16 protein-coding genes are annotated in these 17987 nt (G+C 71.4%); 5 read left to right on the forward strand and 11 right to left on the reverse strand.

From position 1 onward, the window contains the following. Positions 1-5: 5 nt before the first annotated feature. The 5 genes from ACFWNN_RS00745 to ACFWNN_RS00765 are packed head-to-tail and all read right to left on the reverse strand — an operon-like array spanning position 6 to position 6828. Complete coding sequence (locus ACFWNN_RS00745) at positions 6-1301, reverse strand: cytochrome P450 (RefSeq protein WP_382437709.1); 1296 nt, start codon at positions 1299-1301, stop codon at positions 6-8. Further along, on the reverse strand, positions 1295-2290 hold the full coding sequence (locus tag ACFWNN_RS00750; protein ID WP_382437710.1) for an alpha-hydroxy acid oxidase: 996 nt from the start codon (positions 2288-2290) through the stop codon (positions 1295-1297). Before ACFWNN_RS00750 ends, ACFWNN_RS00745 begins: the two co-directional genes overlap by 7 nt. Continuing rightward, positions 2287-3837, reverse strand: a complete 1551-nt coding sequence (locus ACFWNN_RS00755; protein WP_382437711.1) for an NAD(P)-binding domain-containing protein — start codon at positions 3835-3837, stop codon at positions 2287-2289. The genes ACFWNN_RS00750 and ACFWNN_RS00755 overlap by 4 nt, the downstream gene beginning before the upstream one ends. After that, complete coding sequence (locus tag ACFWNN_RS00760; RefSeq protein WP_382437712.1) at positions 3822-5300, reverse strand: class I adenylate-forming enzyme family protein; 1479 nt, start codon at positions 5298-5300, stop codon at positions 3822-3824. Before ACFWNN_RS00760 ends, ACFWNN_RS00755 begins: the two co-directional genes overlap by 16 nt. Continuing rightward, positions 5287-6828 (reverse strand): NAD(P)-binding domain-containing protein, encoded by a 1542-nt coding sequence (locus ACFWNN_RS00765; protein ID WP_382437713.1) that lies wholly within the window; start codon positions 6826-6828, stop codon positions 5287-5289. The genes ACFWNN_RS00760 and ACFWNN_RS00765 overlap by 14 nt, the downstream gene beginning before the upstream one ends. A 63-nt stretch (positions 6829-6891) precedes the next feature. Between ACFWNN_RS00765 and ACFWNN_RS00770 the strand changes: the two genes are divergently transcribed. Beyond that, entirely contained in the window at positions 6892-8388 is a 1497-nt protein-coding gene (locus tag ACFWNN_RS00770; protein ID WP_382437714.1) for an aromatic amino acid ammonia-lyase, read from the forward strand. 46 nt (positions 8389-8434) lie between these two features. Here the strand turns inward: ACFWNN_RS00770 and ACFWNN_RS00775 are convergent, their stop codons facing one another. The 5 genes from ACFWNN_RS00775 to ACFWNN_RS00795 all read right to left on the reverse strand — a co-directional run bounded on the left by ACFWNN_RS00775 (position 8435) and on the right by ACFWNN_RS00795 (position 13774). After that, entirely contained in the window at positions 8435-9664 is a 1230-nt protein-coding gene (locus ACFWNN_RS00775; RefSeq protein WP_382437715.1) for a sensor histidine kinase, read from the reverse strand. Beyond that, the gene (locus ACFWNN_RS00780) at positions 9661-10350 is read right to left on the reverse strand and encodes a response regulator transcription factor (protein WP_382437716.1); all 690 of its coding nucleotides are present in this window, start codon (positions 10348-10350) and stop codon (positions 9661-9663) included. Before ACFWNN_RS00780 ends, ACFWNN_RS00775 begins: the two co-directional genes overlap by 4 nt. Before the next feature lie 215 nt (positions 10351-10565). Next, complete coding sequence (locus ACFWNN_RS00785) at positions 10566-11357, reverse strand: glycoside hydrolase family 20 zincin-like fold domain-containing protein (protein ID WP_382437717.1); 792 nt, start codon at positions 11355-11357, stop codon at positions 10566-10568. A gap of 34 nt (positions 11358-11391) precedes the next feature. Beyond that, positions 11392-13089: an ATP-binding protein gene (locus ACFWNN_RS00790; RefSeq protein ID WP_382437718.1), complete on the reverse strand. Its 1698-nt coding sequence runs from the start codon at positions 13087-13089 to the stop codon at positions 11392-11394. Continuing rightward, positions 13079-13774: a response regulator transcription factor gene (locus ACFWNN_RS00795; RefSeq protein ID WP_382437719.1), complete on the reverse strand. Its 696-nt coding sequence runs from the start codon at positions 13772-13774 to the stop codon at positions 13079-13081. The genes ACFWNN_RS00790 and ACFWNN_RS00795 overlap by 11 nt, the downstream gene beginning before the upstream one ends. Before the next feature lie 80 nt (positions 13775-13854). Between ACFWNN_RS00795 and ACFWNN_RS00800 the strand changes: the two genes are divergently transcribed. From ACFWNN_RS00800 to ACFWNN_RS00815, 4 genes are read left to right on the forward strand one after another with little or no spacing between them, the layout of a single operon-like run. Further along, positions 13855-14889 carry a peptidoglycan-binding protein gene (locus ACFWNN_RS00800; protein ID WP_382437720.1) on the forward strand — a complete coding sequence of 345 codons (1035 nt, stop codon included), beginning with the start codon at positions 13855-13857 and terminating at the stop codon, positions 14887-14889. After that, positions 14886-15674 (forward strand): ABC transporter ATP-binding protein, encoded by a 789-nt coding sequence (locus ACFWNN_RS00805; RefSeq protein ID WP_382437721.1) that lies wholly within the window; start codon positions 14886-14888, stop codon positions 15672-15674. Before ACFWNN_RS00800 ends, ACFWNN_RS00805 begins: the two co-directional genes overlap by 4 nt. Beyond that, positions 15671-16840, forward strand: a complete 1170-nt coding sequence (locus ACFWNN_RS00810) for an ABC transporter permease (protein ID WP_382437722.1) — start codon at positions 15671-15673, stop codon at positions 16838-16840. The genes ACFWNN_RS00805 and ACFWNN_RS00810 overlap by 4 nt, the downstream gene beginning before the upstream one ends. 14 nt (positions 16841-16854) lie before the next feature. After that, complete coding sequence (locus ACFWNN_RS00815; protein WP_382437723.1) at positions 16855-17391, forward strand: hypothetical protein; 537 nt, start codon at positions 16855-16857, stop codon at positions 17389-17391. Between the two features lie 13 nt (positions 17392-17404). On the opposite strand, the gene ACFWNN_RS00820 is transcribed toward ACFWNN_RS00815, so the two are convergent. After that, positions 17405-17983, reverse strand: a complete 579-nt coding sequence (locus tag ACFWNN_RS00820) for a DUF2510 domain-containing protein (RefSeq protein WP_382437724.1) — start codon at positions 17981-17983, stop codon at positions 17405-17407. Positions 17984-17987 lie beyond the last annotated feature (4 nt).

Genomic DNA, 17987 nt, shown 5'->3' on the forward strand with positions numbered 1-17987 from the left:
GGGGATCAGTGCCGGACCGGGCAACCCTGTGTGTCGTGCGTGTCGAAGTAGCGGCCTGCCGGCCGGAGGTGGTGGGCGTGCAGCACCATCGCGGTGCCGAGGACGAGCTGGACGACGCTGCGCCAGAGGTCCTCCCAGCGGTCGCGCAGGCGCAGGTAGCGCAGTCGGCGGCGGGGTGCGGGGCCGTCGCGGACGAGCAGGCACGGGCCGCGGCTGGGCAACGAGCGGGTGTGCGTGACGGTGGAGTGCAGGGTGACGCGGCGGAGCACTTCGCGGGCGGAGGCGCGCATGATGATGGGGGAGAGGCGCCAGGCGGGGCAGGGGCGGTTGGCGGCGACGCCGAACGGGATGTGGTGTTCGTTGCGGGCGGCGGTGTTCTCCCAGCGGCCGGGGTCGAAGGCGTCGGGGTCGGTGTAGCCGGTGGCGTGGTAGGCGGGGTAGCTGAAGCAGAGCACCGATCCGGCGGGGAACGAGGTGTGCTCGTCGAGCACGATGTCGTCGGTGGTGATGCGGTGGGCGATGCCGAACAGCGGGTAGAGCCGGAACGTCTCGTCGAGCACGTGCGCGAAGTACCGGTCGTCGTTGATCCGTGCGGCGGCCGCGGGGTGCTGTGCGAGGGCGAGCAGGAGGTGGGCCATGGCCTCGGCCATCTGCACGACGGCGGTGTTGAAGTAGGTTCCTTGCAGGTAGTGGACCTGCTCGGTCTCGGACAGGGTTTCGGGCAGCGGGTGGCGGACGTCGTCCAGTCGCGTGCTGAGGTACCGGGTGAGGCGGGCGCGCCGGGCGGGATGGCGCAGACCTGTGCACTTCAGCGAGGTGACGACGTCGGTGGCGTGGGCGACGATGAGGTCGCGGGCGTGGCGTGGGCAGGGTTCGCCGAACACGAGTTCGTAGAAGTACTCGGCCCAGACGGGCATCATCAGTTCGCGCAGCCGTACGTGGGTGACGCGCCCGCGGAGCACCTCGTCCAGGACCTTGGCCGTGCACCGGGTCGCGGCGGAGGCGAGGTCGGTGCTGGACCCGGCGAGGAACGTGCGGGTCGCGCGCGCCACGTCGTCGTAGCGGGGGCCTGCTTCGAGGTGTTCCTGGTGGACCTCGGGGCCGGGGGAGAGCCAGTACCAGAAGAGGTCGGAGAGCCCGGCGCCCTTGCTGCGGCCGTTCGCGGCGGGGTGGCTGTAGAGCTCCTGGAAGCGGTCGGGGCCGACCTGCTCGTTGGGGAACGTGATGGCGTTGTCGCCGTTGACCTTCTCGAACACCTTGGCGCGCAACGCGACCACGCGTGCTGGCAGCCAGTTCAGCACCGCGCCACCACCATGTCCGGTGTGAGTTCGCCGCCGCAGAGCGTGAGGACGTGCAGGAACTCGTCGCGCAGCACGTCGAGGACGCGGCGCACGCCCTGTTCGCCGTCGGCCGCGAGGCCCCACAGCACCGGCCTGCCGATCCCTGCGCCGCACGCGCCGAGCGCGAGTGCCAGTGCGATGTCGCCTCCGCTGCGGACGCCGCCGTCGAGCACGACCGGCACGCGTCCGGCGACGGCCGACACGACGGCGGGCAGCGCGTCGAGCGCGGCGGGGACGAGGTCGAGCTGGCGTCCGCCGTGGTTGGACACGATGATGCCGGCGACGCCGTGGCCGATGGCGATCGTGGCGTCCTGCGGGTGCAGGATTCCTTTGACCCACAACGGCAGCGGGGTCATCTGGCGCAGCCGGTCGACGTGGTCCCACGACAGTTCTGGTGACATCTCGATGTTCCGCAGCGGGACGCCGGCCAGGTCGCGCATGTTCTCGGCGGCCAGTCCGGCGGGCAGGTCGTGGAACCCGTGGGCGAGGTCGCGGCGGTGCCGTCCGAAGACGGGGGAGTCGGCGGTGATCACCAGTGCTTCGCAGCCCGCTCGTTCGGCGCGGCGGACCAGGGCTTCGGTGATCTCCATGTCGGGCTGGACGTAGAGCTGGAACCACACCGGTCCGGTAGCCGCCTCGACGACGTCGGCGATCGGCACGGTCGAGGCCATGCTCGCCACCAGGACCGTGCCGTCCAACGCCCGTGCGGTCGCGAGTTCGCCGTCGGGGTGGGCGAGCTTGTGGAACGCGGTGGGGGAGATCAGCACGGGGAAGTCGTCCGGGATCTCCTTGCCCCGCAACACTCTCGGCAGCAGGGCGAGGCGGCGGAAGGCCGCCTCGTTGTCCGCGAGCACGACCTCGTCCCCGACCCCGCCCGCGAAGAAGTCGTAGTGGACGGGGTCGAGCACCGCGCGTGCCTTGTCGTGCAGTTCCGCGAGCAGTGGGTTCACCGGAGGTACTCCCGCAGCGGTGCCTTGTGGACGTTCTCGCTGTCCCACTCGTTCTCGAGGTTCTCGGTGACGTGGTGCTCGTCGACCAGCGTTCCGTCCCGGTACCGGCGCACGACGGGGTGCAGGTACCGGCCGTCGAGCCCGCTGGTGTCCTGCTGGGAGGTGCGTCCGGCGGTGATGTCGAACGGGTTGACCTTGTCGTGGTCGGCGCCGTACTCGAGCGTCACGGTCAGGTAGGACTCGACGTCGCCGAACTCGCCGCGGGCGACGGCCTCGTGCAGGTGCGCGAGCGGCACCTCCTCGACGTAGCGGACCGTGCCGTCCTTGAGCGTGAGCACGGCGTCGGCGAGGAACGCGAACAGTTGCCACAGCGCGGAGGTGCGGTTGACCCGTTCGATGATCGCATCGGTGATGGCGTCCGAAGTGGGCTCGACGGTCCGGCTGGGCCAGTCGACGCCGTGGTAGCGCTGTTCGGCGATGCGGTGCAGGGCGCGCACTCCGTAGCGGAAGCCGTGGATGAACCCGCTGGTCGACTTCTTGAAGTCGCGCATCTGCGTGATCGTGCCCGCGAAGAACAGGTCGGGGACGTTCACCGACTCCCACGCGGCCGTCTGGTCCGGGAAGCGGTCCTTGATCGTGAGCTGCGGCCGGCACTCGGGCGCGAAGATCGAGGCGTCGAACCGGAAGCCGGTCGCGAGGATGACCCGGTCGTAGCGGATCTCCTTGATCACCTCGTCGACCCGCTGGAAGCTGACCTTCACGTAGAAGGCGTCGCCGTCGCGGCGGATGCCGACGATGTGCCCGTCCAGCAACGCGTTCAGCGACTTGAGCTGGTAGGTGTCGAGGAAGTTGTTGTTCACCGCGCGCAGGTGGCCGACGAAGTGCGTTTGCCAGGCGAGCTTCAACGATCCGGGTCCGGCGACGTGGATGACGGAGGTGGTCTCCATCAACGCGTCGGCGGTCTCGAACGCCGAGTTGCCGCGCCCGATGATCAGCACCTTCTTGTTGACGAAGTCCTGCGGGTCGACGGAGACGTCGTAGTAGTGCTCCGCGTGCTCGACGCCGTCGATGTCGGGCACGTACTTCTGGGAGACGCCGGTCGCGACGATGATCCGCTTGGCGCGGTAGGTGCCGCCGTGCTGGTCGTGCACCACGAAGTCGTCCGGCCGGGTCACCGAGACGACCCTGGTGTCGTAGCGGACCGGCAGGTCGTTCTTGACTGCGAAGTCGCCGAGGTAGCGGACCATGTCGTCGGCGTCGGGGAAGTAGCGCGGGGTGTAGGAGGTGAACAGCAGCGCGGGATCGTCGGACAGCAACGAGTTCCAGTCGACGCGCAGGTTGAGCTCGGGGTCGTCCCAGCCCGTGTAGACCTTGTTGATGGAGATCAGCTGGCGGTGCCGGGGGAAGCGGGTGAAGAACGTTCCCGCGGCCGCGCCGGACTCCAGCACCAGGTGGTCGCGTCCGGCCTGTTTGAGCAGGTAGGACGCCTGCAATCCCGCCGGACCCGCGCCGATCACGAGACACTCGGTCGTTACCTCGCTGGACAAGACCTTCTCCTTAGCTCGCGCTTGTCGGGTTTGCCGCTGGGGGCGACGGGTGGCTCCGCGATCGCGGTGACCTGGCGCGGCGCGCACGCCGCGCCGAGCCGTTCGGTGACGAGTCGCTGGATCTCGTGGAGTTCCGGCACCCGGCCCTTCGGGACGACGTAGGCGTGGGGCGCCTCGCCGGTCTCGTCGTCGGGCACCGCGACGACGTAGGCCTCCGCGACGTCCGGGTGCTCGGCGATGACCTGCTCGATCGGCCCGACGTAGTGCAGGTTGGCGTTGACGATCACGACGTCGCGGGCCCGGCCGGTGAGCCGCAGGTAGCCGAACGCGTCGAACCGGCCGAGGTCGCGGGTGCGGACCCAGCCGTCGGTGAAGACCTCGTGCGACTCCTCGGGATCGCCCCAGTAGCCGCAGCCCTGGCCGGGGGTGCGGACGAACAGCTCACCGTCGCGCAGCTCCACGTCGACCGGGGGTTTTCCCACCGTGCCGGGGGGATCGTCCGGGGTGGCCATGGAGATCATGCCGGTCTCGGTCTGGCCGTAGCCGTGGAACAGCACCGGCCCCAGGGTCTCCAGGGCCTCGCGGTGGCGGTCGGGGGTGAGGGGCGAGCCGGACACCAGCAGGGCCTTCAGCGACGACAGGTCGGCCGGGGATTCCTGTTGGGAGGCGACGAGTTTGGCGAGGCCAGGGACGGTGATCACGCGGGCGGTGGCCTGGTAGTCGGTGATCGCGGTGGCCGGGTTGCCGGCGACGACGATGGTGCCGCCGGCGGTGAGGGTGAGGACGGCGTACTCGAACATGACCTGGCTCGACAGCGAGCCGAACACCAGGTAGCGGTCGAGTCGCGTGGCCAGGTCCCGGATTGCAGGTGGCCAGGCTTGCGGGTGTGCGGTCCAGGCGTTGGTCATGGAGGCGTAGGTCTGGGCGCAGGCCTTGGGGGTGCCGGTGCTGCCGCTGGTGTGCAGAAGGCGGGCGATGTCGGCCGGGCGGCCTTCGCACCGCAGCGGGTCGGGGGAGTCCGGGAGGCCGGGGGAGTGCAGGAGGTCGGGTGACAGCCGGAAGCCTGGGGAGTGCGCGAGCAGATCGTCGACGGACAGGCGCGTGAGCGGTCCGCTCGCACTGCCCAGCACGACCGAGCCGTCGACCACCGCTGCCTTGATGTCCAGCGCGAGCAGGTGGGCGACCTGGGCGTCCGTCAGCCCAGGCCGCACCCCCACCACCCGCGCTCCCACCACGTGTCCGGCGAGGATCGTCGCGAACGCCTCGGCGTTCACCCCGAGCAGCAACGCGAGCCCGTCCCCCGGCCCGATCCCGTTGCCGCGCAACCCGGTCGCGATCCGCGCGACCAGGTCCAGCAGTTCCGTGCCGGTCACCACGCGGGTGCCGTGCTCGAACACCGGCCGGTCCCGGGCGGCGCCGATCACGTCGAGCACCGCCTTCGGGAACGGCTCACGCGCCGCCAAGGCATTCCTTCACGAACACCACCAGCGGCTGCTGGTGCACCTCCGGCATGTCCCAGTGGTTCTCGAGGTTCTCCGCGAGGTGGTGGGTCGCGGTGAGCACGCCGTGCCGGTAGTAGCGGACGACCGGGTGCAGGTAGCTCGCGTCGGCCGCGTTCGCCGCGTCGTTCTCGGCGACGCGCGGGATGGCGATGTCGAACGGGTCGATCGTGTCGTGGTCCGGTCCGTACTCCAGCGTCGTGACGAACCGGTGCTCGGCCGGGCCGAGGCCGCCGTCGGCGACGAACGCGACCGGGACCTCCTCGGAGTAGCGGGCCTTCGCGCCGGTGACGCTGACGACGTCGCCCATGACCGCGAACTGCTGCCACAGCGCGGAGGAGGTGTTGACGCGGGCGATCACGGCGTCGCTGATGGCCTCGGGGGAGAGGTCGAGGTCCTCGCCGTGCCAGTCGACGCCGTGGTTGCGGGCGCTCAGGACGCGGTGCAGTGCGCGGGCGCCGTAGCGGAAGCCGTGGATGAACCCGCTGGTCGACTTCTTGAAGTCGCGGGACTGGGTGATCGTGCCCGCGAAGTAGAGGCCGGGGACGTTCGTGGACTCGAAGGCCGAGGTCTGCTGCGGGAAGCGGTTCTTGATGATCAGCGCCGGGGCGGTGTCGGCGGCGAAGATCGAGGCGTCGAACTGGAAGCCGGTGCACGCGATGATGCGGTCGTACTCCAGTTCGCGGACCTTCTCGACCGTGCGCGCGTACCGGAACTGGATCCGGTAGCCACCCTCTGGCCGTTGCTCGATGCGTTCGATCGACCCGTCGATGACGGCGTTCTCGCTCTTGAGCTGGTAGGTGTCGAGGAAGTTGTTGTTCACCGCGCGCAGGTGCCCGACGTAGTGGGTCTGCCAGGCGAGCTTCACCGAGTGCGGGCCGGCGACGTGGATGACGGCGGCGTGCTCGACCAGCGCGTCGGCGGTCTCGAAGCCGGAGTTGCCCTTGCCGATCACGAGCACCCGCTGGTCGGTGAACGACTCGGGGTCCGTGTCGAACGTGTCGTAGCGCTCGGCGTGCTCGATGCCGGGGATCGGCGGCACGTACAGCTGCGAGACGCCGGTGGCCATCACGACGTTTCGAGCGTGCCAGGTCCGGTCGCCCGCCTCGACGACGAACCCGTTGGTGTCGCGGGAGATCCGCGTGACGTCGACGTCGTAGGTGACGTTCAGGCCGGCCGCGCAGTCCTGGAAGTAGCGGACGATGTCGTCGGCATCGGGGAAGTACTTGGGCGTGTAGCGGGTGAACAGCAGGTCGGGGTCGTCCAGCAGCAGCGAGTTCCAGTCCATCCGCATGCGCTGCTCCGGGTCGCGGAACCCGGTGTGGACCTTGTTGATGGAGATGAGCTTGCGGTGCCGCGGGTAGCGGGTGAAGAACGTGCCGGCCCCGCTGCCCCGTTCGAGGACGGCGTAGTCGCGACCGTCCCGCTCGAGCAGTGCGGCGAGCTGCACACCGGCCGGTCCGGCGCCGATGATCAGGTAGTCGTGAGCCATGGACGGGGAAGCTACCCACGCGATCTCAGAACTTTCTGAGATCGGCTGCCTACCGTCCGTGCGGTGACCACGACCGCTTCAGACACGTCCGTGGACCTGGGTTCGCCCCTGACTCCCGCGCAGCTGCTGCGCGCCGCTCAGCCTTTGCCCGTACTGGCCGGCACCGACGTCTTGGACCGCGTCCAACGCGGCCGCGCGTACCTGCGCACGGTGCTGGCCGACGACGAACGCCCGGTGTACGGCGCCAAGACCGGGTTCGGTGCCCTGGTGGGGTTCGCGGGCCGCGCCACCGAAGCCGACCAGTGCGACAACACCCTCGCACACCTCGGCGCCGGGCAAGGCCCCGACCTGCCGCTGGACATCACCCGCGCGGCGATGCTCGTGCGGACCTGGTCGCTCGCCCAGGGACTGTCCGGGGTGTCCGCGCACGTCGTCTCGGGCCTGACCGAGATGTTCGCGACCACGTTCGTCCCGGCCGTGCCGCGCTACGGGTCCGTCGGTGCCAGCGGGGACCTGATACCGCTCGCCTACGCCGCCCAGGCGTTGCGCGGCCGCGGGCACGCCTACCTCGACGGCGTCCGGAGGCCCGCGGCCGAGGCGTTGACGGCGGCCGGGCTGACGCCGCTGGTGCTGGACGGCCGCGACGCCCTGGCCCTGGTGAACGGCACCTCGGTCACGACCGCGGCCCTGTCGCTCGCGCTGTCGTCCGTGCGGGCGTCGCACCGGGCGCTGGCCTCGTTGACGTGCCTGCTGGTGGACGTGGTCGGCGCCGATCCCGGGTTCGCCGACGCCCGGCTGATCTCGGCGTTCGGCCACTCCGGCGCGGTGACCGTGGCGTCGTGGATGCGCTCCACGCTGGACGGCACGACCCCGAGCGGCCTGCGGGCGTTGCAGGAGCCGTACAGCATCCGCTGCTCACCGCAGCTCCTCGGCGCCGCCGAGGACGCCCTGCGCTACGTCGACGGCGTGGTGGCCGCGGACCTCGGCGGCGTGAGCGACAACCCGTTGTTCTTCCCCGACGACGACCTGGTCGCGCACGGCGGCAACTTCTTCGGCCAGCCCGCCGCCTTCGCCGCCGACGTCCTCGCCATGGTCACGGCGTCGCTGGGCAACCTCGCCGAACGCCAGCTCGACCTGCTCGTCGACCCGGCCCGCAACACCGGCCTGCCGCCGATGCTCGCCGCCGGGCCGGGCCGGCAGCACGGCTTGCAGGGCGTCCAACTCGCGACGACGGCGTTCGTCGCGGAGATCCGGCGCGGCGTGCTGCCGGCGAGCACGCAGAGCCTGCCGACCAACCTGCACAACCAGGACGTGGTGCCGTTCGGGACGCAGGCCGCGTTGCGCGCCTACGACCTGGCGGAGCTGCTGCGGCTGCTGTGCGGGTCGCTCGCGCTGGGACTGCGGCAGGCCGTGCACGTCGGTGGCCGGCGGCCGACCGCGCCGAGGTGCGCGGCGCTGCTGGACGCGCTGGCGGCGGCGATCGAGCCGGTGGACCCGGACCGGCCGCTGGACGAGGACGTCCGGGTGGCGGCCGAGGTGGTGGTCTCAGCGGAATGGTGAGCGAACGGTGGTGACTCGCAAGCCGGCTCTGCCCGTGGGCGCGCTCTCACGGGCAGGCGCTGGAGATCCGTTCCCTCTCCGCCGCCCGCCTGCCCGCGACCGGGATCCGCAGCGTGAACCGCGCCCCACCACCGGGCCTGCCCGCGGCCGAGACCGTGCCGCCGTGCCCCGTCACGATCTCCCGCACCAGCGCGAGCCCCAGCCCGAACCGCCCCTCACCCGGCCCGTGCCGGAACCGCTCGAACAACCCCTCCGCGTCCGCCGCCGCGAAGCCCTCGCCGTTGTCCGCGACGACCAGCTCCACCTGGCCGTCGACCGACCGCACGCTCACCGCGATCCGGCCGCCCTCCGGGGTGTGGCGCACGGCGTTGGCCAGCAGTTCGTCCACCGCGCGGCGCAGGCCCGTCTCGATGCCGTCGACCACCAGCGGGTGCCCGGGGTGGTCCAGGGCGAGGGTGATGCGGCGTTCGGCGGCCCGTTCGGTCTCGCCGACCACGGCGGCCTCGGCGATGTCGGCCAGGTCGACGGGCTTGGCGTCGCGCGGGTCGAGCTGCGCGGACTGCAGCAGGTCGTCGACGACGTCGGCGAGGCCGCGGATCGAGCGGGCCAGCGCGTCGAGGTTGGAACGCTGCGAGTCCGGCAGGTCCGCCGCGGCGGCGAGGAGCTGGGCGCGCAGGTAGGCGCGGGCGATCGGGGTGCGCAGCTCGTGGCTCGCGTCGGTGAGGAACCGTCGCTGGCGGGCCAGCGCCTCCGCCCACGGCGCGACGGTGCGGCGGCCGACGCCGAAGCCGATCAGGGCGGCCACCAGCAGGCCTGCGGCGAGTGCGATGGCCAGTGCCCACAGCAGGTGCGCGCGGTCGGCGAGCTGGTAGCGCAGATCGAACACGGCCTGCACGGTCGTGCCGTCGGTGCCCGGTGAGGTGAGGACCATGTACTCGGTGCCGTTCGCGGTGACGTCACGCGGCACGGCGGTGCCCGTGGTGTGCACGGCGTCGATGTCGGGGCGCAGCGGGAACCCGCCGGGCACCTCGAACGGGCCGACGTCGAGCACGCCGTCCTCCAGCACGAACACCCACGCGCACTTCGGCGCGACGCCCGGTACGCCGTACGCGATGTTGTACCGGAGCTCGCGCGACACCTCGGTCTGCTGCGCCTGCACCATGACCGTGTACGCGATGGCGCCCACGAACGCGATCATCACGGTGATCGCGAGTCCCACCAGCACGCTCACCCGCAGCCGGGCCCGCCGGAACTCGGATCGCTCCCACGCCGTCACAGCGCCCCCAACCGGTAGCCGATGCCTTGGACCGTCTGCACGACCGACCGTCCCACCTTCGAGCGCAGGTAGTGCACGTAGGTGTCCACAATGGACTGCGAGGGGGCGTCGGAGAACACCGTGCGCCGCAACGCCGCCCGCGTGTGCACGGTCTCCGGATGCGTGGCGAGCACCCGCAGCAGCGCGAACTCCCGGGTGGTCAGCGGGACCTTCTCGCCGTCGGGCAGCACGACCTGGTGTTGTTCGAGCTCCAGGCTGCCGGCGCCGATGTGCAGCACCGCGGCCAGTTCCGCGGACCGGCGGCACAGCGCCCGCAGCCGCGCGGTCAGCTCGCGCAGGTCGAACGGCTTGGTCAGGTAGTCGTCCGCACCGGCGTCGAGACCGTCGATCCGGTCGAGCACCGACCCCATGGCGGTGAGCATCAACGCCTGCGTGCGCACGGACCGGGAACGCAACCGGGACACCAGGTCCAGCCCGTCGAGCACCGGCAGCGCGCGGTCGATCACCACCACGTCGTACGGATGGGTGAGCGCGAGGTGCAGCCCGCGTTGCCCGTCGAACGCGACGTCGACGTCGTACCCCTCGCCGCGCAGCACCGCGGCGAGCAGCTCCACCAGCTCCCGGTCGTCGTCCACGAGCAGCAGGCGGAAACGGTGAACCGACCGGAACTTCGAAGAGGCCCGCACGGCAATCACAATCGCACGCGCCCACCGCGCGAAACAGATCATGACGACCGGACAACAGGCAACGGACATGTTCACGGACGTGACCGCAAGGCCGGGTGCAGCGGAATTTCCCGTGCCGGACAGGGAACCCTGCCCGTTCACCCCTGCTGATCAAACTTAAACATGTGAACCGGGGCAGTGGCGTGACCTGCGTTCACGCCACTGCTGTGAACGACCTACCAGGCGGGTGCGACGGCCCTGGTGCTCTGCAGTTCGCCGACCCAGCCCGCCGTCGCGACCGCGCGCAGCCCGGCGTCGCCCTCGGCGAGCTTTCCGTGCGGGCCCAGCACGTCCGCGCCGCCCTCGTGCCAGCGCACCGGCAGTTTGCCGTGGCGTTCCAGCAAACCGGCGAACTTCGTCGTCAGCTTGGCCGTACCGATGTGCACCCACCTGCTCGGGAACAGCTCCAGCAGCTCGATCGTCGCCGGGCTCAGCTCCGGCACGACCGTGATGCCGTGGTCGCGGCCGTACTCGACGAGCTCGCGGATCGCCTCCGGGTCGCCCTCGGGGAACACGTGCAGCACGTTGAGCTTGTAGGCGGCCATCCGGTCGATCGCCTGACGCATCTCCGCCGGCGGCAGCAACGCGCTCGACACACCGCGCCACGCGAACCTGGGGGAGTCGCGCACGTCGGCCGCGCGGACCGTGGCGTCGCGGGTCATCAGCTGCTTGAACGACTGCACGCCGTGCCGCAGCCCGGCCTGCGTGCCCGCGCGCAGCATCACGGCGTCGTTGCTGACCAGCAGCGCGTACCCCTCGGGGCCGAGCCCGCGCATGGCCGGGTCGTGCGACACCATCAGCATCCCGTCCGGCGACTCCGCCAGCAGGTAGCCGGTCTCCCGGAAGACGTGCTCGCGCAGCAACGCGGCCGCGGTGCGCGCCTGCCCGGTCACCCGGACGGTCACGTCTTCGGTCAGGACGAACGAGCCCGTGCGACGGGGCGCGCTCGCAGGCATGGGAACAATCACCGGTTTCCTCTCCAGCGAACTAACGCTGGGTGTATCAGGTGAGTTCCGGCAATCGGACGCGGAACGTGGTTCCGATGCCTGTCGTGCTGGTCACATCGACCGTTCCGCCGTGCGCCTCGACGAGCTTGCGGACGATCGCGAGACCCAGCCCGCTGCCCCCGGTGCTGCGGCTGCGCGACTTGTCGGCACGCCAGAACCGGTCGAAGACGTGCGGCAGATCTTCCGCCGCGATACCCGCGCCGGTGTCGCTGATGGTGATCACACAGGCGCCGTCCTGCTGCGTCCCCTCCACGGTGACGGAGCCGCCGGACGGGACGTAGCGGACGGCGTTGGCGACGAGGTTGTCGAGGATCTGCCGCAGCCGCAGCGCGTCGGCCCGCACGAGCAGGGTGCGGTCGGCCGTCACCGCCAACGTGACCCCGGCCTGCGTCGCCCGCGCCTCGTGCGCTGCTTGGACCTGCTCCAAGATGGCCGCGACGTTCACCTGATCGAGCGTCAGACGGAGGGAGCCCGCCTCGGCCACGGCGAGGTCTTGGAGGTCGTCCACGACGTGCTGGAGCACCAGCGCCTCCTTGAGCAGCAGGGTGATCAGCGCCGGGTCCAGGTCGTGGACGCCGTCCTCGGCCGCCTCCAGCCAGCCCCGGATGTTGCTCAACGGCGTGCGCAGCTCGTGCGCGACGTCGCTGACCATGGCCTTGCGCGCCTGCTCCAGCTGCGCCCTGTTCGCGGCCATCGTGTTGAACGCCCTGGTCAGGCCCGCGATCTCGTCCTGCCCGCGCACCGGAACCGGCGGGATGTCCCCGCCCTGGGACATGTGCGTCGCCGCGGCCGTCAACGCGCGCAGCGGCCGGGTGATGCGCGCGCCCGCGAACGCGGCGATCCCGACCGCGACGAGCAGCACCGCGGCTGCGGCGCCCACGACCCGCCAGCCGTTGCCCGACAACGAGATGGCGGCGGTCGGCGTGCCGGTCGGGTTCGTCAGGTAGAGCAGCACCGGCTGTGCCACGTACGGCGTGAGCTGCTCCTTGCGGGACGCGGCGACGCAGGCGGCGACGGCGGGCTCGTCCGGCGGCGGCCTCCCGGAGGACTGCTTCTCGGCCGGGGTGAAGTCGGGGTCGAGGTCGACCGCGGGCAGCGACCTGCGCGCCAGGCAGGCGTTGACCAGGTCCTCCAGTTCGAGCAACGCGGTGAAGTCGGCACGGGTGTCGAACGGCAGGTCGCGTTCGCGGCAGTCGAGCCGCGCCTCGCCCTTCTTCACCAGGCGCAGGCAGAACAGCGTGCCGGTCGGGTCCTCCCGGTCGCGGAAGTCGATCGGCGTGCGGAACGGCCCGAGCACGCGCTTGTCGATCCGGTCCGCGGGCGCGCCCGGCACCAGCACCGGGTCGACCTCCAGCGGATCCACCACGGCCGCAGCCTTCGCGGGCAGCTGACCGCCGTCCCCGCCCCGGTCGGCCACGGTGCGGCCGTCCTTGGTGACGAGCACGATCCGCCGCCCGGGGTGCTCGCTGACGAGCGACCCGACCCAGCTGTCCACTTCGGACCAGTCGCGGTGCGTGGTCGCGTAGCCGAGCAGGGTGGCGTAGATCCTGTTGTCGGAGGCCAGTTCGCGGCCCTGCTCGCGGGCGATCGACGCCTGTGTCAACTGGGTCGCGAGCCACGCCGTCGCGGCGATCGAGCACACCGCGATCAGGACCACGACCACGAGCAGCCGGGTGAAGACGCTACGGCGCATCAGCGCGCCCGGCCGTGAGCTTGTAGCCGATCCCGTACACCGTCAGCAGGTGCGCGGGGGAGCGCGGATCGGTCTCGATCTTGCGGCGCAGGTTCTTCACGTGCGTGTCGACGGTGCGCGCGGTGAGGAAGCTGTCGATGCCGTGCATGCGTTCCAGGAGCTGCTCGCGGCTGAACACCCTGTCCACTTCGGACGCCAGCACCTCCAGCAGCCCGAACTCGCCCGGGGTGCACTCGACCAGCGCGCCGCGCACCGTCACCTCGTGCCGCAGCTGGTCCACCACGATCGGCCCGACCCGCAGCGCCGGCGCGGGGGCCCGGGCGGGGAGCCTGCGCAGCAACGTGCGCACGCGCGCCACCAGTTCACGCGGGCTGAACGGCTTGGTCATGTAGTCGTCCGCGCCGATGCCCAGGCCGTGCAGCAGATCGTCCTCAGTGGACCGTGCCGTCAGCATCAGCACCAGCACGTCCGAGTCCGCCCGCAGCGCCCGGCACACGTCCAGCCCGCCCAGCCCCGGCAACATCAGGTCCAGCACCACGAGCGCCGGTTCGTGCCTGCGGGCGGTGTCGAGCGCGTCCCGTCCGTCGTGGACGACCAGCACGCGGTGGTGGTCCTGCTCCAGGTAGCGGCGCACCAGCTCGGCCTGGTTCTCGTCGTCCTCCGCGACCAGGATGAGAGCGCTCACCGGGCCGACTATAGGGACGCCCTCGCCGCTCTCACCGGTTCGACACAGGATCCTCACAAGTGCCTCCGAAGATCCACGGCATGCGCAGGACAATCGTCGCGGCCACCGTCGTGGTCGTGGTCGTCATCGCCGTGGTGCTGGTGGTGCGGGGCAGGCCGGCCGAGCCTTCCGCGGCCCCGGTCGTGGCCGTGAAGACCACGACCGTGCAGCTGGGCGACCTCACGAACACCCGCACGCTGCAGGCCCAGCTGGGCTTCGGCGCGGCCCGCCTGGTCAAGGGCGCCGCGGGCACCGTCACCAAGCTCCCCGCCCCCGGCCAGACCACCGAACAGGGCAAGGAGCTCTACCGCGTCGACGACCAGCCGGTGGTCGTCTTCTTCGGCGCGACCCCGCTGTTTCGCGCCCTGGACGCGCCGGGGCTGAAGGGCTCCGACGTGGCCGTCGTGATGGACAACCTCGCCGCCCTCGGCTACTCGGTGGGCACCCGCCCGAAGGACACGACCAAGGCCGAGCTCACCCCGCGCGTCGTCGACGCGCTGAAGAAGTGGCAGAAGGCGTTGGGCGTCGAGCAGACCGGCACCCTCGCGCCCGGCCGCGTGCTCGTCCTGGACGGCCCGATGCGCGTGGGGGCTCTCAAGGCCCAGCTGGGCGCTCTGGCGACCGAGGACCTGTTCGAGCTGACCCCCACGACGCGCCTGGTGACGTTGCAGATCCCGGTGACCGAGGCGGGCACGCTGAAGGCGGGCATGGCGGCGACGATCGTGCGCCCCGACAACCGCCCCGTTCCCGCCAAGGTCACCTCCGTGACGCCCGTGGCCACCCCGCCCGAGAACGGCACCGCCCCGAAGACCGACGTCGTCGTGACCCCGGACAACCCGGCCGACGTCGAGGACCTCGACACCGCGCCGGTCCGCGTGACCGTGGTGTCGGAGAGCCGCACCGGCGTGCTGACCGTGCCGCTGGCCGCGCTGGTGGCCCTGAAGGAGGGCGGCTACGCGCTGCAGCTGCCCTCCGGCGCCTTGAAGGCCGTCCAAACAGGGCTGTACTCGCAGGACAAGGTCGAGGTGTCCGGCGACGGCCTGACCGCGGGCCTGGAAGTGGTGACGGCGTCGTGACCCCTGTCCTCGCCCTGCGGTCGGTGAGCAAGCACTACCCCGGTGGCGTCACGGCGCTGGACGACGTGTCCCTGTCGGTGTCGGCGGGCGAGCTGCTGGCGATCGTGGGCCCGTCCGGTTCGGGCAAGTCGACCCTGCTGCACCTGGTGGGCACGCTGGACCTGCCGTCGTCCGGCGTGGTCGAGCTGGACGGGCAGGACGTCTCGACGCTGTCCGACCGCCGGTTGTCCGCGCTGCGGGGGAGCCGGCTGGGGTTCGTGTTCCAGCAGTTCCACCTGTCCGACGGGCTCACCGCCGCCGAGAACGTGTCGACCGGTCTGCTGTACGCCGGCGTGAAGCGCAAGGACCGGCACGGGATGGCCGTGGAGGCGTTGCAACGGGTCGGGCTCGGGCACCGCATCGGGCACCGGCCACAGGAGCTGTCGGGTGGCGAACGGCAACGGGTCGCGATCGCGCGGGCCGTGGTGAACAACCCGGCGCTGGTGCTCGCCGACGAACCGACCGGGGCGCTCGACACCGCCAACGGACAGGCGGTGCTGGAGCTGCTCAGGGAGCTGCACGGACAGGGCACGACCATCGCCCTGATCACGCACGACCGGGACATCGCGGCGTCGCTGCCGCGCCGGGTGGAGCTGAGGGACGGCCGCATCGTCGCCGACACGGGCACGGACACCACCGTGCTGCCCGCCGTCGCCACGGGTGAGGACACCTCCGTCCTGCCCGCCATCCCCACGGGCGAAGACACCGTCGTTATGCCCGCCATCTCCCGTGGAGGCGTGCGATGACCCGCCTCTCCCCGCGCGACCTGCTGTCCGTCGGCTCCCAGGGCATGCGCACCCGCCGCCTGCGCGCCGCCCTCTCCGCCCTCGGCATCGCCCTGGGCACCGCCACCGTCGTGGTCGTCACCGGCATCCCCGCCTCCAGCCAGCAGGCGCTGCTCGACGAGCTCACGACCCTCGGCACCAATCTGCTCCGAGCCCAGCCCGCCCCGCGCCAGGAAGACCCGGTCAAGCTGCCCCCGGAGTCCGTCGCGATGGTCGAGCGCATCGGCCCGGTCACCGAGGCGGCGGCCGTCGCCAACACGCACACCCGCGTCCGCCGCAACGACCTGCTCGACCCCGGCCACAGCTCGGACATCACCGTCCTGGCCGCCACCCCGGCGTTGCTCGCCACCGTCAACGGCCGGCTCAGCAGCGGCGAGTTCCTGCCCAAGCCGGACTTCCCCGGCGTCGTCCTCGGCAACGTCGCGGCGCAGCGGCTCGGCATCCCGGACGTCGGCGCGCGGCCCGCGATCTTCGTGGGGGAGCGGTGGTTCACCGTGACGGGCGTGCTGGCGCCGCTGCCGCTCGCGCCCGACCTCGAACGGTCCGTGCTCGTCGGCTGGGACGCCGCCCGCACCCAGCTCGGCTTCGACGGCCACCCGACGGTCGTCTACGTGAAGGCGCGCGAGGAGTCCATCGAGGACGTCCGCGCCGTGCTGCCCGCCACCCTGCACAGCGAGATCCCCGGACTCGTGCAGGTCAGCCGCCCGTCGGACGCACTCGCCGCCAAACGCGCCACCCAGAACTCCTACAGCGCCCTGTTCCTCGGCCTCGCCGGGGTCGCGTTGCTGGTGGGCGGCGTCGGCGTGGCGAACACGATGGTGATCTCCGTGCTCGAACGCCGCAGCGAGATCGGCCTGCGCCGTGCTCTGGGCGCCACCCGTGGGCACATCCGCTCGCAGTTCCTGACCGAGGCGGTCCTGCTGTCCGGCCTCGGCGGCCTCGCCGGCACGGCACTGGGCGCGCTCGGCGTCGCCGGGTACGCGACCCTGCACCGGTGGCCGCTCGTCATCCCGCTCGAAGTCCTCGTCCTGGGGGTGCTCGCCGCGTTCGTCGTGGGCGCCGCCGCCGGGCTCTACCCCTCCCTGCGCGCCGCCCGGCTCACGCCGACGCAGGCGCTCGCCGCGTGAACGAGAGGAAACCGATGAAGAAGGCCACCCTGGCGCTCGTGTTGTTGTTCCTGACCGCCTGCTCGAAGCCGGACGCAGGCCCGGAGGTCGCCTCGCTCTCGACCCCGTCGAGCAGCGCCACCGCGACGTCCGCGAAGCAGGAGGAACGGCCCCGCGAACGCCTCGACATGACCCCGGAGGACCTCGAGGCCCTCCAGGCGCCGCACGACCAGTGCATGATCGACCAGGGCCTCGACCGCAAGGGCCGCGCTGCCGAGCCCGGCAGGCCGCAGCCCACCAAGGAGGAGCTCGACAAGGCGCTGAAGGCCTGCGAGCACAAGGACCCGCTGCCGCCGTGGGAGAAGGACGCCACGAACCCGGAGGCGCTGGACTTCGCCAACCGGGTCGTGCAGTGCCTGCGCGGCAAGGGCGTCCGCTACGTCGAGGTCCACAACGAACCCGGTTCGACCATCGTCAGCTACGCGTTCGGCGGCCCGAACAACGACGCGGCGTCCATCTCGCTCGGCCTGGAACACGCGAAGGAGTGCGAGATCGCCTCCTCCAAGAAGTGAGGCGGACGGCCGCTCAGACGATGTCCAGGCGAGGTGCCGTGGACGCCGACTGGGCGGCCTGCACGACCATCTGAGCGTCACCGAGGTTGGCGACGCGGACCGAGAACGCCGGAACCGCACGTTTCGTCGGCTTGGTGACGTAGACCGAGAACATGCGCGACGCGCGGTCGTAGACGACGGCCTTGGCCTGGTTCCAGCCGACGTGGAGGAACTGCTTCCTGATCAGGCCGACGAAGAGGAAGAGCAGGCGCTGGTTCGTGCACACGAGCACGCCCTGCCCTTCACCCGCGGCGCCCGTGAGCGCGAGCACCCGCTCCTCGGAGCTGAGGTGATCACCCAGGAGGTTGATCTCCTTCATCGAACCGACGAGCAGACCGCGCACCCGGTCCACAGCCGCCGCCACGTCCGGTCGCAGGGCAGGTTGTGGCGGTTGAACCGCCGGCGACGGCTGCGCGGCGACCGGCGCGATCTGGCGGACCGCGGTGTGGAAGGTCCAGCGCTGACCGTCCCAGTAACGCACGAGCGCGTCGTCGAGGGGATCGGGCAACCACGCGGCGAGTCGTGCCGGCGCTGGCACAGGTGGGTAGGTCATGCCG

The sequence above is a fragment of the Lentzea sp. NPDC058450 genome (assembly GCF_042721395.1).
GTDB lineage: Bacteria > Actinomycetota > Actinomycetes > Mycobacteriales > Pseudonocardiaceae > Lentzea.

Excerpts from the sequence above, each read along its gene's own strand:
- ACFWNN_RS00765 (WP_382437713.1), bottom strand. The coding sequence starts at position 6,828 with ATGGCTCACGACTACCTGATCATCGGCGCCGGACCGGCCGGTGTGCAG.
- ACFWNN_RS00815 (WP_382437723.1), top strand. The coding sequence starts at position 16,855 with ATGAAGAAGGCCACCCTGGCGCTCGTGTTGTTGTTCCTGACCGCCTGC.
- ACFWNN_RS00810 (WP_382437722.1), top strand. The coding sequence starts at position 15,671 with ATGACCCGCCTCTCCCCGCGCGACCTGCTGTCCGTCGGCTCCCAGGGC.
- ACFWNN_RS00790 (WP_382437718.1), bottom strand. The coding sequence starts at position 13,089 with ATGCGCCGTAGCGTCTTCACCCGGCTGCTCGTGGTCGTGGTCCTGATC.
- ACFWNN_RS00820 (WP_382437724.1), bottom strand. The coding sequence starts at position 17,983 with ATGACCTACCCACCTGTGCCAGCGCCGGCACGACTCGCCGCGTGGTTG.
- ACFWNN_RS00800 (WP_382437720.1), top strand. The coding sequence starts at position 13,855 with ATGCGCAGGACAATCGTCGCGGCCACCGTCGTGGTCGTGGTCGTCATC.